This window comes from Microbacterium sp. JZ31, from assembly GCF_016805985.1.
Lineage (GTDB): Bacteria > Actinomycetota > Actinomycetes > Actinomycetales > Microbacteriaceae > Microbacterium.
Map to the genome: position 1 here is coordinate 1,203,394 of NZ_CP017661.1, position 14,262 is coordinate 1,217,655.

Here is a 14,262-nt window from a genome sequence, read left to right on the forward strand (position 1 = left end):
AAAGGCCCGACGTCCCGGACGTCGGGCCTTTCGCGTGGACCGGATGAACGACCGCGGCGGGCCGATCCCGCGCGCAGTCAGCTGACGGCGCCCAGCACACGACGCAGCACGGCGAGGGCGCCGAGCCGATCGGCGCTGCCGCCGGCGTCGTGCCCGTTCGAGGGCCACACGGCGATCTCCTTCGCGGCGGCGTACTCGTTGTACGCCGCGAACGTCGTCGCCGGCGGGGCGATGTCGTCGGCGAGGCCGCAGGAGAACCACGCCGGGGTGTGCGCTACGCGCGCGAAGTTCACGACGTCGAAGTAGCGCAGCGTGGCGAGCGCCGTCGCGCGGCGTCCGCGGTCGCGCGCGAACAGATCCGAGAGCTCCTGGTACGGGTAGCGGGCGCTCATCGTGAGGGCGCCGGGCACGTCCGACAGGAACGGCGCCTGTGCGAGCACCGCCGCGACGTCGTCGGCGAGCCAGGCCGCGGCCAGCGCGATGCCGCCGCCCTGGCTGTTGCCGATCAGCCCGACGCGGGCCGGGTCGACGTCGGGGAGCTGCCGCACCGCGTCGACGGCCAGCGCCGCATCGGTGAAGACGCGCCGGTAGTAGTACGCGTCGGGGCTCTCGAGGCCGCGTGTGAGGTAGCCCGTCCCGTCGCGCCAGGCGCGGTCCGGCGTGCTCCCGTCGCCCTGACCGCGCGTGTCCATCACGATGTGCGCGTATCCCGCGGATGACCACGTCAGGTCGTCGATCGCCTGCCCGCGGCCCGCGCCGTATCCCGTGAAGTGCACGACGGCCGGCAGTCGGCCGTGCCGGTGCCGCGGCAGCCGCAGCCACGCGTGCACGCGGTCGCCGCCGTAGCCGGAGAACGCGAGATCGAACACGTCGACCGTCTCGAGCGGTGTGTCCACCGGCGTCGCCACGGGCTCCTGGGTCGCTCGGCGGGCCTCCGCGAGCGTGCCGCGCCAGAAGGCCGCGAAGTCGTCGGGCGGCGTCTGCGTCGACCGGTAGGCGCGCAGCGCCGGCTCGCGCGGATCCGCGCTCACCGCGTCGCCGCCGACGCGGGGAGGGTCACGGCGCCCGCCCCCACCGTCACCTCGTGGCGCTCGCCGCAGTTGCTCACCGTGACGCGCGCCGGGGCTGCGCCGGTCGCGTCGTGCGCGGTCACGGCCGTCGGCCGTCCGTCCCGCCAGGCGAGGTCGATCGCGACGCCGCCCCGCGTGTGCACGCCCCTGATCTCGCCGCTCGGCCACGCGGTCGGCAGGGCCGGAAGCAGGCGGATCGGATCGTCGGCCGTTCCCCGGCCGGATCCGACGAGCATCTCGGCGATCGCGGCGGTGAAGCCGAAGTTGCCGTCGAGCTGGAACGGCGGATGCGTGGAGAACAGGTTGGGCAGGAGGCCGCCCCAGGCCGATCCATCGACGGGGCCGTCGACATCCGGATCGTCCGTGTACGGACGGATGGCCTCGCGGAAGAGGTCGCGAGCCGCCTCGCCGTCGCCGAGCCGTGCCCGCAGCGCGATCTTCCACGCCCACGACCAGCCCATGGCGCCGCCGCCGCGCGCGTCGAGGGTCGCCCGCGCGGCCTCGGCGAGCTCGGGCGTGCGCTCGACGTCGATGGTCGTGAGCGGATACAGCCCGACGAGGTGGGACACGTGGCGGTGGTGCGCGTCCGTCGCGACGACATCGGCGCCCCATTCCGCGACCTGGCCCGCGGGGGCGGTCCCGCCCGCCGGGACGACGCGCGGCAGCGGGATGCGGGGCAGCGCCGCACGGATCTCCTCGAGCAGCGGATCGCCCTCCGTGCCCGCCGCCGTGCCCGCGGCGAGGGTGCGCTCGAGCGTCGCGCGGATGAGGGTGAGGTCCATGCCGGTCGACGTGGAGACGGATCCGACGGATCCGTCCGCGCGACGGAACGAGTTCTCGGGCGAGGTCGCGGGCGAGGTGCCGAGATCGCCCCTGCCGTCCTCCACGAGCCAGTCGAGCGCGAAGGCGCTCGCCCCGCGCAGGAGGGGCAGGATGCGCTCCGCCAGCTGCGCCCGGTCGCGTCCGTACTCCCACCGCTGCCAGAGGTGATCCGCGAGCCACAGGCCGCCCATCGGCCAGAACGCCCAGGACGTGGCGCCCTCGCCGGCGCCGACCGGCAGCGCGTAGCCCCATGGGTCGGTGTTGTGGTGCGCGACCCAGCCGCGAGCGCCGTACAGCGCGCGCGCCACCGCCGCACCCGACTCGGCGACGCGGTCGATCAGATCGAGCAGCGGCTCGTGCAGCTCGCCCAGCCCGGTGCGCTCGGCGAGCCAGTAGTTCATCTCGGTGTTGATGTTGATCGTGTAGTTCGACGACCACGGTGGGCGCATCGAGTCGTTCCAGATGCCCTGCAGGTTCGCCGGCGGTGAGCCGGGACGCGAGGAGGAGACGAGCACGTAGCGCCCGAAGGCGAACAGCACTTCGGCCATGCGGCGGTCGTCGCCCGAGGCGAGCAGGTCCGCGACGTCGACCGCGCCGCGGGACGCATCGCCGAGGTGCAGGCGCGCGCGCCCGAGCAGCCGCGTCGCATCCTGTTCGTGACGCGCGGCCAGCACGTCCGGGCCCTCGTCGGCGGCGCGGGTGGCGCGCTCGCGCGCGAGGGCCGCGAGCTCTGGACGCGCGAGCGCCGGGAGGCGGTTCCACCACCGGCGCGCGCTCGTCTCCGTCGCGAGGACCACCGTGATCCGCCGCGCGCCCGCGATGCGCAGGTCGGCGTCGCGAGCGGTCACCTCGCCGTCCGTCCGCACGGCGAGCGCGACCGCCGCCGCGGGATCGAAGCCCTCGGACGCGTCGTTCGCCCACACGTGCGCCGGGGCATTCGGGTGATGGCTCGGCGCACCGTCGACGGGGGCCTGCACCAGCACGTCGATCGCGCCGCTCCCGGCCGCCGTCGCGCCTGCCGCCGCATCGAGGAGGCGCAGCGGCGAGCGCAGCCGGATGCGCGCCGCGAGCGGAGCGTCCGCCGCGACGTCCACGACGAGCACGCCATCGGGCGCGGAGGCCCAGGTGCGCCGGCGGATACGCGCGCCGTCGCGGGTGAACGACTCCTCGGCGACCGCCCGGTCCAGGTCGAGCACGCGCTCGTACTCCTGCGCATCCACGGCGCCGAGGTCGACCTCCAGGTCGCCGAGCGGCAGGAACTCCTGACTCCACGGCCCCTCGAACGTGCGCAGCAGGCGCTCGACGGTATCGTCGTCGCCCGCGGCCACCGCGGCGCGCGCCTCCGCGAGGCGTGCGGGGCCCGCGCCCTTCGCGATGACCGACTCCAGCGCACGCGCGGGGCCGTCCGGGGTGCCCGACCAGACGCTGGAGTCGTTCAGGGCGACGCGTCCCGTCCTGTCCCCGAACACCATGCCGCCGAGCGCGCCATTGCCGATCGGCGCGGCCTCTGTCCAGTGCGCGGCGGGAGCGGTCCAGCGCAGCCGGAGGCCGTCGGAGCGGTTCGAGGGAGCCATCGTCCTCACTTCTCTCAGGGCACGGCGGTGTGCTCGCCTTGCTCCGTCAGCGTAGGATCAGTAAGTTTCTGCTGTCAATAAAATCGAGGCGAGGTGGTCACGATGTCCGCTCAGGCGGGATACGCGGTGCTGCGAGCATCAGGGGTGTCGCTCCTGCTGGATCTGACGGGCGAGACGCCCGCCGTCCTGCACTGGGGTCAAGACCTGGGCCCGCTCGACGCCGGGGGAGTGGCCGCCCTGCGAGCCGCGGGAGCGACCGCGCGGGTGGCGAACTCCCCGGAGACGTCGCGCGCCGTGACCGTGCTGCCCTTGGAGCGCGACACCTGGTCGGGCCTGCCTGGACTGGAGGGGCACCGCGGCGGTGCGGCGACGACGCCGCGCCCGGTGCTCACGCGCGCCGAGATCGCTCAGGCGGAGGGCGCCGAGGGCGGGACAGTGCGCTGCACCTTGCACGACCCGATCGGCGACCTCGAGCTGACCCTCGAACTGGAACTGGAGACGACGGGCATCCTGCGCGTGCAGTGGTCCGCGCGCTCGACGGCCACGGGCGGCGACCCCTACGATCTGTCCCACCTGACGGCGCTCATGCCGATCCCGTCGCGCGCCACCGAGATCCTGGACTTCAGCGGGCGCTGGAGCCGCGAGCGCGCGCCTCAGCGCCTGCCTCTCGTCGACGGAGCGCACATGCGCGAGGTGCGACGCGGCAAGCCGGGGCTCGATTCTCCCTATCTGCTCGTCGCCGGCACGCCGGCGTTCGCGCACCGCTCGGGCGAGGTCTGGGCCGCACACGTCGCCTGGAGCGGGGACCAGCGCTGGATCGCTCAGCGCCTGCCCGAGGGCGCGGGCTCCCTGGCGGCCGTGCTCGGGGCGGTGAGCTGCTGCGCCCGGGCGAGGTGCGCCTCGCGCCGGGCGAGAGCTACGACGCCCCGGCGGTGCTCTTCGCGTGGTCGGACGCGGGGCTCGACGGCCTCGCGGATCGCTTCCATCGCCGGATGCGCACGCGACGCGGCCGCCGCTCGCCGCAGCCCTTGGTGCTCAACACGTGGGAGGCGGTGTACTTCGACCACGACATGGACCGGCTCGGGGAGCTCGTCGACCGCGCCGCCCGGATCGGCGTGGAGCGCATCGTCCTCGACGACGGCTGGTTCGTCGGCCGTCGCAGCGACCGCGCGGGGCTCGGCGACTGGCAGGTCGATCCCACGGTGTGGCCGGAGGGCCTCGAGCCGTTCGTCACGCGCGTGCGGGAGGCGGGGATGCAGTTCGGCCTGTGGTTCGAGCCCGAGATGGTCAATCTCGACTCGCACGTCGCGCGCGAGCGGCCGGAGTGGCTGCTCGCCCCGTCCGACGGGGTCGGCGCCAGCTTCCGCAACCAGTACGTGCTCGACATCGCGAACCCCGACGCGTACGCGTACCTCGTCGATGCCATCTCCCAGCTCGTCGAGCGTTACGACATCGATTACATCAAGTGGGACCACAACCGGGAGCTGCATGAGGCGGTCGCCCGCGACGCCGGCGGCGACCGCCCGGGGGTGCGGCGTCAGACGCTGGCCCTGTACGCGATGCTCGACGAGCTGCACCGCCGCCATCCGGCGCTTGAGATCGAGAGCTGCGCTTCGGGCGGCGGCCGGATCGACCTGGGCGTCCTCGACCGCACGGAGCGGGTGTGGACGTCCGACTGCAACGACCCCGTGGAGCGGCAGGGTATCCAGCGCTGGAGCGAGCTGCTGGTGCCGCCCGAGCTGCTCGGATCCCACGTCGGCGCGCCGCGGGCGCACACTACGCACCGGACCACCGACCTCTCCTTCCGGCTCGTGACGACGGCCTTCGCGGCGCCGGGGATCGAGTGGGACATCACGGAATGCTCGGAGGAGGAGCTGGATCGCCTCGCGGCGTGGGCGGAGTACGTGACGTCGCGACGCGACCTGCTGCACGGCGGTGTGCGCGTGCACGCCGACCTGCCCGACGCGCAGACGTTGCTGCACGGCACCGTCGCGCAGGACGGGTCGGCTGCGCTGTTCGCATGGGTTCGGCTGGAGACCTCCGGAGGTCCGCAGGCCGCGCGCGTCCCCTTCCCGGGTCTCGACCGCGATCGGGCGTACGTCGTCCGGGTGCCCGACGCCCTCGGCGCGGCGGCGATCCACGGCGACGAGCCGGCGTGGATCGCGCAGGCGCGCGGCCCCGAGGGCTTCCGCGTGCCCGGTGCGGTGCTCGCCGCCGCGGGCCTCACCCTGCCGGTGCTGCAGCCCGCGTCCGGCATGGTGCTGGAGCTCTCCGCCGTGGACTGAGCCGACCTGGCACACGAAAAGCGCCGGCCGCCCTGTGGGCGACCGGCGCTTCGTGTGCGCCCGGGTCAGCGGGTGAAGGAGAATCCGTCGCTGCGGATCACCCCGTCGCCCGCGTTCTGGACGACGATCCGATGCGTGCCCCGCTTCAGGCCATCGACGGAGAACAGCTTCTGCTCCGTGCGGCGCGAGTCGGAGTGCGTGTCGACGGTCTTCGCGAGGCGGCCGTCGACGAACACCTTGACCTTCCCCTGATCGGGGGCCGTGGGCGCGAGCCATGAGACCGCGGTGCCGGTGAAGGTGAGGTCCGTCCACGCGTCGCCCGTGCCGGTGTGCACGTCGTCGTCGCGGTCGCCGCGGAACGAGAAGGCGATCGCGGTGTCGCCCTCCGGGAGGGCCGAGAGGAAGGAGCTCTTCAGCACCACCGCGGCGTCGGTGATCGTGTAGTCGGTCCCCTCCTCGAGCTCGGCCCCGTCCCGCGCGATCGACGCGAGCTCGTCGGCGCCGCGCTCGATGACCACTTCCGTGTCGGGTGCCTTGCCCCGCTCGATCACGACCGCGTTCGGGACGAGCAGGTTCTGCTGCCTGACCTTCACGGCGTCGAGCAGCATGAAGTCGCCGCTCTTCTTGACCACGCGCAGCGTGTGCGGGCCCTCCTCCAGATCCGCGATCTCCCACACGACCTGCTGGGACTGGCGCGGCGTGCCGGCGGGCAGCGAGGTGTCCACCGTGGCCTTCAGCTCGTCGTCGAGGTACACCTCGACCTCGCCCTGAGAGGCGTCCTTCTCGGTGATGTACTGGATCCCCGACCCCGTGAACGGCACCGTGAAGCTCGCGCCGTTCTGCTCGGCGAACGCGACGTCGTCGCCGATGTCGCCGAGACCTCGACCCGGTCCGTTCCTGCTCCAGCCGCCCTCGTAGATGATCGATGAATCCGAGTTGTTGAGCGTCGTCAGTCGCGTGGTGGTGTCGGCGGGAGGCGTGGTGTCACCGCCCGAGGCGACCACCTTCACCGCGAGATCCTGCGTGGTCGCCGTCGCCTGGTCGCCGCCGTTGCGGCGCCAGTCGCCCTGGTAGCCGATCTGGATCGTGTCGTCGTTGAGCCGCGATGTCGCGCCCTTGGCGGGCGTCACCGTGAGCAGGCGCACCGCGTGAGGCTGCACCGCCTCCGCCGTGAAGCCGTCGGTGAAGGTCCCGAGGTTCTTGCGGGCCCACACGTCGCGGACCTTCGCCTTGTTCTCGGAGAGGCCGATGGCCTTCCAGGGGACGGTCATGTCGCGTCCGGTGCGTCCCAGGTTGAACAGCGCCACCGTGTAGCTGCCGTCGTCGTGCAGGGCGTACCAGGTCTGCTGCTGCGTGCTCATCGACACGGGCCGGGCCGGCGTCGCGGACTGGTTGATCGCGATGACCTCGGGGTTCGTGAGCAGCTCGAGGCCGACCTTGTCGAGCTTCGTCATGTCGTCGCCCGTGTACATCGGCGCCGCCTGGATCGCCCACAGGGTGGTGGCCGTGCGGCGCTCGTCGATCGTCAGTCCGTTCATGTTGCCGTTGCCGACGTTCAGAGAGTCGTAGTCGCCGAAGCCGCCGGGGCCGGTCTCGCGCCACCAGGTCGCTGCCTTCGGGAAGAGCCGCGAGATCGTCTCCCAGCTCACCATCGCGTCTCCCGGCGCATACGCCTCGACGTCCCAGTCGACGCGCCAGCCGTCCGCGTGCTCACGCCAGTAGTCGGAGTATGCCGGGTCGAGCGCCCAGGAGAGCTCGAACCAGATGCCCCGGCTGTGCAGCGACTTCGACCACGCCGCCACATCGGCGCGGGCGTCGAGCGACAGGTCGCTGATGCCGGACCCGGGCGTGACGCTGTCGAACTTGACGAAGTCGACGCCCCAGTCCTCCAGCAGCGCGCCGACCGAGTCGACCCACGCGGCCGCGCAGGGGTTCTCGAAGTCCAGTGCGTAGCCGAGATCCCAGTAGTCCGCCTGCTGCAGCGGCTGCTTCACGATGTCGTGCGTCGTGCAGCCCGGGGCGTCCAGGATCGGCAGTGCCGCCTCGTAGACCTCCGGCCCGATGCCGGGGATGAAGTAGAGGCCGAACTTCTGCCCGTTGTCGTGGACGTGGTCGATCACGGCTTCGATGCCGTCGGGGAAGTGCTCGGCACTGGGCTTCGGGCGACCGTGCTCGTCGAAGCCGTCGTTCCAGCCCGCATCGACGTTGATGTGGTCGTAGCCGAACTTCTGCAGCTTGGCGTGCATGGCGTCGGACTGCGCCATGAGCTGGGCGGCGTCGATGATGTCGTTCTTCGACGTGTAGACCTGCAGGCTGAAGCTGCTCCAGCCCATGTACGGCGCCGTGGCGAGGTCGCCCGGCTCCAGGCGGGGCACCGGTGCCGGCGCATCGGACGTGCGCCCGGCCGCGACGGCTGCAGAGGCGATGCTCTCCGTCGGGGCGGACGGGACGCTCTCGGCCGGTGCGGGCCCGCCGCTCTCGGCGAGGGCGGGCGCCGTCATGCCCAGGGCCACCACGCCGGCGGCGGCGAGCCCGCCGAGCATCTGCCGGAGCAGTCGCCGGGGCGTGCGGGGGATCGGGGGTGTCATCGTGCTCTCCATCCATTTCGGGGGATGCGCGCTGGCCGAGGTGCGGGAACGGCACTGTTCCAGGGCGCACGGCGCGTCCCGTCGGGGGAGCACCTTTTTTGACGAGATAAAGTAACCACGCATGCAGGCGTGGTGCAAGAGGGTGCCGCGGATTGATTGACGCTCGAAAGAAAGCCTGCGAGGGTGAGGTGACGGACCACGGAGGTACCCATGACAGCGCCCACGCTCGTCTTCGCCGGTGACAGTGTCACGGACGCGGATCGCCGGATGGACCCCGCCGGACTCGGTCAGGGCTATGTGCGGCTGCTGGCGGACGACCCGGCACTGGCCGGCGCGCGCGTGGTCAACGCAGGCATCGCGGGGGACCGCGTGCGGGATCTCCGCGCGCGCTGGTCGGAGGACGTCGCCGTCCACGAGCCCGCGATCGTGAGCGTGCTGATCGGCGTCAACGACATGTGGCGCCGCTTCGACAGCGACGATCCGACATCCGCCGCCGACTTCGAGCGCGACTATCGCGCGATCCTGGACGGGACGGACGGCGCGCGGCTCGTGCTGATCGAGCCCTTCCTGCTGGCGGTCCGCGAGGAGCAGGCCGCCTGGCGCGCCGACCTCGAGGAGAAGATCGCGGTCGTGCATGCGCTCGCGGCGGAGCGCGACGCCGTCCTGGTGCGGGCGGATCGCGAACTCCGCATGCGCGGCGACAACCCCGCACTTGCCGCCGACGGCGTCCATCCCACTGCGCACGGGCATCGCGCGCTCGCCGATCTCTGGCTGGAGGCCGCGGGCGAGCTCTCGCGGCACATGCCGCGCGCCTGATCGCCCGGCGGCCGCGGGCGATCAGGCCTGTCGGGCTGTCGGTCCTCGGGCTCGGGCCTCAGAGCGTCACGCGCAGCGTGCGCACCTCGAAGGGCGTCAGCGACAGGGCCACCTCGCGTCCGTCGACCAGCGTGACGGGCTCGAGGGTCCCGTCGTCGTCCTCGATGAGCGACGCGGGGGCGACCGCCGTCACCGCGCGAGCGAATCGCAGCCAGCCGGTCGCGCGACGCCCGTGCGGCTCGTACAGGCGGACGACGAGGTCCCCCGAGCGGTCGGCCGCGAGCTTCACCGCCGACACGAGGATGCCGTCGGAGACCTCGACCACGGGTGCGATCGTCGCCGGCTCCCATCGCGCCGGGCCGGCGCCCGCGTCCGTGCCGCCGCCCGCGCGCAGCGGGAGGTTCATCGCGAGCCCCGCCGCGGTCGCCTCGGCGATGTCGGCGCCGATCACGAACGCGTAGCGGTGCGTCTGCTCGCCCTGATCCGTCTCCGGGTCCGGGAACCGCGGTGCGCGCAGGAGCGACAGGCGCACGGTCGTCGTCACGCCCTGCCGGGGCGTGGAGTCCCGCGTGACGTCGTAGCCGTACGTCGAATCGGTCGTGAGCGCGACGCCGAAGCCGGGCTCCCCGACGTGCACGAAGCGGTGCATCGCGGTCTCGAACTTCGCGGCCTCCCAGCTTGTGTTCGTGTGCGTCACGCGCTTGGCGTAGCCGAACTGCGTCTCTGCCGCGGTGTGCTCCGCATGCAGGGCGAGCGGGAAGGCGACCTTGAGGAACTTCTCGGTCTCGCGCCAGTCGGTCGTCTGCGCGAACTCGAGCGCCCGCGAACCGCCCCGCAGCGTGATCCTCTGCGTCACCGCTGACCGCGAGAAGCGGCGCGACACGACCACGGACACGCCGTCCGACGCCTGTTCGATCGTCAGCGACTCCACCGCGCGCAGATCGTCGACACGGTTGCGGTAGTAGCGGTCGACGTCCCACGCGTCCCACATCGCGGGGAAGTCCGGATGGAGCTGCAGCAGGTTCGCCTCCGCGCCGGCGGGGATCGCGTCGCGCCCGGTCGCGAGATCCACCGCCGAGGCGATGAGGCCCTCCGCCGTGATCACGACCCGCACCAGCTCGTTCTCCAGCACGTACCCGCCGTCCGCGGGCGTAGCCCGCGCGCTCGCGCCCGACCGTGCGGGGCGCCCCGCGCCCAGCGCCGGCACGCCGTGCTGCGGGATCGGGGCCGGGTTGAAGACGAGCTCGGTCTCGCCGCCGCTCAGTGCGGCGATCGACCGGCGGATGAGCGCCTCCGCCGCGGCGATCACGCGGGCGTACTGCTCCACAGCCTCGCGGTGCACCCACGCGATCGAGGTGCCGGGGAGGATGTCGTGGAACTGCTGCAGCAGCACCTGCCGCCAGAGGGCATCCACCTCGTCGTAGGGATAGTCGGCGCCCGTCCAGAACGTCGCCGACGCGGCCCACAGCTCCGCCTCGATCAGCAGGTGCTCGCTGCGCCGGTTGCCCTGCTTGGTCTTGTGCTGGCTCGTGAGCGTCGCCCGGTGCAGCTCGAGGTAGAGCTCGCCGACCCACACGGGCGGCTGCGGCAGCTGCTGCTTCGCGCGGTCGAAGAACGCGTCCGGGTGCTCCCAGCGCACCCTGGCCGATCCCTCGAGATCCGCCAGGCGCTTCGCGATGCCGGTCATCTCTCGGGTCGTGCCGCCGCCGCCGTCCCCGAACCCGACCGGGGCGATGGAGCCGTTCGCGAGACGCGCCTCGCGGAACTGACGCGTCGCGCGAGCGATCTCCGCGCCTGCCAGGCGGGAGTTGTAGGTGTCCATCGGCGGGAAGTGACTGAAGACCCGCGACCCGTCGATGCCCTCCCACGCGAACGTGTGGTGGGGGAACCGGTTCACCTGATTCCAGGAGATCTTCTGCGTGAAGAACCACTCGAAGCCTGCACGCCGGATCAGCTGGGGGAGCGCGGGCGAGTAGCCGAACGAGTCGGGCAGCCACACGCCCTTCGAGCGGATGCCGAACTCCTCCTCGAAGAACCGCTGCCCGTAGAGGAACTGCCGGGCGATCGCCTCGCCGGTCGGCATGACGGTGTCGGACTCGACCCACATCCCGCCGAGCGGCAGGAACCGCCCCTCCGCGACCGCCGTGCGCACCTTCTCGTACACCTCGGGGCGGTGCTGCTTGATCCACGCGTACTGCTGTGCGCTCGACATGCCGTAGACGAACTCGTCGGTCTCGCCGATCAGATCGGTCATGGACGACGTCGTGCGGGCGACCTTGCGGATCGTCTCCCGCACTGGCCACAGCCACGCCGAGTCGATGTGCGCGTGCCCCACGGCGGAGATCTCGTGCGCAGACGCCTCGGCGGGCGACGCCAGCGCCGGAGCGAGCGCCGCGCGCGCCGCGGCCGCCGTGCCGGGGACGTCCTGCAGGTCGAGCAGATCGAGCGCGTCGTCGAGTGTCTGCAGGATGCGCATGCGACGCGGACCCGAGTCGGCGAGCTCCGCCTGCAGCTCGATCAGCACCTCGAGGTCGAGCGCGAGCTCGAAGGCCTCGGCCTCGAAAACGGCGAGGTCGAAGCAGCGCGTCGTGTAAAGCCTGCGCGGCGACGACGTCCGGATGTCGCCCTGCTGCGTCGGCAGGAAGGGCTGGCCCGCCGGGAAGGCGGCGACGTCCAGCACCACCGGGTTGGATGCCGCCTCGATGAAGAACTCGACCGGTTCACCGCCGGAGGCGACATCCGCGATCCGCACCCACTGATTGCGCGGATTGAGCGACTTCACCGGCGAGCCGTCCGGCAGGTACACGAGGCCCTCGCACTGGAAACCGGTCAAGTTGACGTCGAAGCCGAGGTCGACGAGGGCCTCGACCCGGCGACCCGACCACTCCGCCGGGACCGTGCCTCGGACGCGGAACCACGTCGTGCCCCACGCGGCACCCCACGAGGAGCCGACCTCGAAGGGGTGGAAGTCGAGTCGGAGGCCGTCGGCCGGTGCGATCGGCTCCCCGGGCAGCTCGTGGAACTCGACCTCGAGCGGCACGCGCTGCGCGTGGACGGCGGGAAGGATCCGTTCGCGCAGCACCCGAACGGCACGTCCGACGGTGAGCGGGATGTCGTCATGCATCGGTCTTCGCACCCGTCCGCAGCCACAGGTTCTGCGGGTCGCCGACGCCGGTCTCGCGGCCGACGATCCGGAGGCGTCCGAGCGTCATGATGTCCTTCCGACGTGCCGGGGATCTTCTCGTTCAGGTCGCGGAACCAGCCCCTCGGCGTCGAGTTCGGCCCACAGGGCGTCGGGCACGTGCGCGCGGTAGCGCTCGATCGTGCTCGCCACATGCTCCGCAGTCCGGCTGCCGAGCACGACCGACGCGACGGCGGGGTGCCGCAGCGGATACTGCACCGCCGCCTCCGGCAGGGTCACGCCGTGCGCCTCGCACACGCGCGCGATGCGGCGCGCGTGCTCGATCGTCTCGCGCGGGGCGGGGCCGTAGTCGTAGTGCGCGTCGTCCGGCACCGCGGGTGCGCTCAGCAGGCCCGAGTTGTAGGCGGCTGCGGCCACGACGCCGACGCCGCGCTCGAGCGCGAGCGGGAGCATCTCGTCGAGCGCGCGCTGATCGGCGAGCGTGAAGCGCCCGGCCACCATGACGACGTCGACGTCGCAGCGCCGGATGAACTCGGCCAGCATCTCCGCCTGGTTCATGCCGACGCCGATCGCGCCGACGACGCCCTGCTCGCGCAGCTCGACGAGCGCGTCGACACCGGTCGTCGACGCCGCGGCCCAGTGCTCGTCCGGATCATGGAGGTAGACGATGTCGAGGTGGTCCGTGCGCAGTCGCGCCAGGCTCGCGTCGAGCGAACGCAGCACGCCGTCCCGGCTGAAGTCCCACACGCGCCGGGTGGCGGCGGGGACGACGAAGCCCTCGTCGTCGAGGCGATCCGCGGTGCCCGGGCTGGGCCGCAGCAGGCGTCCGACCTTGCTCGAGAGCACGTACTCGTCGCGCGGATATCCCGCGAGCGCCGCGCCCAGCCGCTCCTCCGAGAGCCCGAGCCCGTAGTGCGGGGCGCTGTCGAAGTAGCGGATGCCCGCGTCCCACGCGCGCTCCACCGCATCCGCGGAGGTCTCCGCGGTCGTCTCCCGGAAGAGGTTGCCGAACTGTGCGGCGCCCAGGCCGATCTCGGTCAGCTCCAGCCCGGTGCGCAGTGCGCGCGTCTTCATCGGTCGTTCTCCACGTGTGCCAGACCGTACACGCGGACGGCGTTGCCGCCCCATACCCGCGCGCGCAGATCCGGTGCGAGATCCGCGAGCACCCCGTCGACCACGTCGACCCACTCGCGCGGTGCCGCGGCGAGCAGCACGACGGGCCAGTCGCTGCCGAACAGCAGCCGATCGGGCCCGAACACCGTGAACGCGTGGTCGATCGCACCGCGGAGCTCGTCGCCGTCCCACCGGTCCCAGTGTGCCTCGGTGACGACCCCGGAGAGCTTCGCGACCGTGTTCGGCGCCGCGGCGACCGCCGCGAGGTCGTCCCGCCACCGCTCCAGGCCGTCCCTCGCGCCCATCCCGGCAGCCGCGATCGGCGGCTTGCCGAGGTGGTCGAGGACGAACCGCGTCTCGGGATGACGGGCGACGAGCGCCGCCGCGTCGGCGAGCTGCTCGGGACGCAGCACCAGATCGAACGGAAGGTCGGCGGCCGCGAGGGCGTCGAGCCCCGCTCCCGTGCGCGCACGCGACAGCCAGTGCTCGTCGGGGTCTTGATGCACGAGGTGGCGGATGCCCACGAGCGCGTCACCGCCTCGTGCGTCGCGCAGCCGCCGCAGCGCGGTTTCGACGTCGCCGTGGAGATCGAGCCAGCCGACGACTCCCGGAACCGTCCTCGGATGCGCGTCGGCGACGGCGAGGAACGCGAGCGTCTCCGCCGTGCTGTGCGCGGTCTGCACCAGAACGGTGCGCGCGATGCCGCTCTGCCGCTGCATCGCGAGCAGATCGTCGAGCCAGACGTCCCGGTCGATCGCCGCCATCGTGATCGGGTCGATCCACGGCTGGGGCGTCAGGTGCCGCTGCCAGAGATGCGCGTGTGCGTCGACGATCACGCCGGGCTCCCTTCCG

Annotated in this window: 8 protein-coding genes and 1 pseudogene; 3 read left to right on the forward strand and 6 right to left on the reverse strand. The window is 72.5% G+C overall.

Annotation, left to right across the window (positions count from 1 at the left end):
* Nucleotides 1–77: 77 nt before the first annotated feature.
* Complete coding sequence (locus BJP60_RS15220; protein ID WP_238439586.1) at nucleotides 78–1,031, reverse strand: acetylxylan esterase; 954 nt, start codon at nucleotides 1,029–1,031, stop codon at nucleotides 78–80.
* Complete coding sequence (locus BJP60_RS15225) at nucleotides 1,028–3,466, reverse strand: glycosyl hydrolase family 95 catalytic domain-containing protein (RefSeq protein ID WP_238439587.1); 2,439 nt, start codon at nucleotides 3,464–3,466, stop codon at nucleotides 1,028–1,030. Before BJP60_RS15225 ends, BJP60_RS15220 begins: the two co-directional genes overlap by 4 nt.
* Before the next feature lie 102 nt (nucleotides 3,467–3,568).
* On the opposite strand from BJP60_RS15225, the pseudogene BJP60_RS15500 reads away from it, so the two are divergent.
* Nucleotides 3,569–4,249 (forward strand): annotated as a pseudogene (locus tag BJP60_RS15500) (glycoside hydrolase family 36 N-terminal domain-containing protein); the annotation flags it as partial.
* Between the two features lie 110 nt (nucleotides 4,250–4,359).
* Nucleotides 4,360–5,751, forward strand: a complete 1,392-nt coding sequence (locus BJP60_RS15505; protein ID WP_336244366.1) for an alpha-galactosidase — start codon at nucleotides 4,360–4,362, stop codon at nucleotides 5,749–5,751.
* Nucleotides 5,752–5,816: 65 nt separating this feature from the next.
* Here the strand turns inward: BJP60_RS15505 and BJP60_RS05715 are convergent, their stop codons facing one another.
* The gene (locus tag BJP60_RS05715) at nucleotides 5,817–8,339 is read right to left on the reverse strand and encodes a X2-like carbohydrate binding domain-containing protein (protein WP_203138162.1); all 2,523 of its coding nucleotides are present in this window, start codon (nucleotides 8,337–8,339) and stop codon (nucleotides 5,817–5,819) included.
* Nucleotides 8,340–8,549: 210 nt separating this feature from the next.
* Between BJP60_RS05715 and BJP60_RS05720 the strand changes: the two genes are divergently transcribed.
* On the forward strand, nucleotides 8,550–9,155 hold the full coding sequence (locus tag BJP60_RS05720; RefSeq protein ID WP_203138164.1) for an SGNH/GDSL hydrolase family protein: 606 nt from the start codon (nucleotides 8,550–8,552) through the stop codon (nucleotides 9,153–9,155).
* A gap of 58 nt (nucleotides 9,156–9,213) precedes the next feature.
* Here the strand turns inward: BJP60_RS05720 and BJP60_RS05725 are convergent, their stop codons facing one another.
* The 3 genes from BJP60_RS05725 to BJP60_RS05735 form a co-directional block, all read right to left on the reverse strand.
* Nucleotides 9,214–12,279: an alpha-mannosidase gene (locus tag BJP60_RS05725; protein WP_203138166.1), complete on the reverse strand. Its 3,066-nt coding sequence runs from the start codon at nucleotides 12,277–12,279 to the stop codon at nucleotides 9,214–9,216.
* A gap of 84 nt (nucleotides 12,280–12,363) precedes the next feature.
* Entirely contained in the window at nucleotides 12,364–13,371 is a 1,008-nt protein-coding gene (locus BJP60_RS05730; protein WP_203138168.1) for an aldo/keto reductase, read from the reverse strand.
* Nucleotides 13,368–14,246, reverse strand: a complete 879-nt coding sequence (locus BJP60_RS05735) for an amidohydrolase family protein (protein WP_203138170.1) — start codon at nucleotides 14,244–14,246, stop codon at nucleotides 13,368–13,370. The genes BJP60_RS05730 and BJP60_RS05735 overlap by 4 nt, the downstream gene beginning before the upstream one ends.
* Nucleotides 14,247–14,262 lie beyond the last annotated feature (16 nt).

Excerpts from the sequence above, each read along its gene's own strand:
- BJP60_RS15225 (WP_238439587.1), bottom strand. The coding sequence starts at position 3,466 with ATGGCTCCCTCGAACCGCTCCGACGGCCTCCGGCTGCGCTGGACCGCT.
- BJP60_RS05715 (WP_203138162.1), bottom strand. The coding sequence starts at position 8,339 with ATGACACCCCCGATCCCCCGCACGCCCCGGCGACTGCTCCGGCAGATG.
- BJP60_RS05720 (WP_203138164.1), top strand. The coding sequence starts at position 8,550 with ATGACAGCGCCCACGCTCGTCTTCGCCGGTGACAGTGTCACGGACGCG.
- BJP60_RS05725 (WP_203138166.1), bottom strand. The coding sequence starts at position 12,279 with ATGCATGACGACATCCCGCTCACCGTCGGACGTGCCGTTCGGGTGCTG.
- BJP60_RS05730 (WP_203138168.1), bottom strand. The coding sequence starts at position 13,371 with ATGAAGACGCGCGCACTGCGCACCGGGCTGGAGCTGACCGAGATCGGC.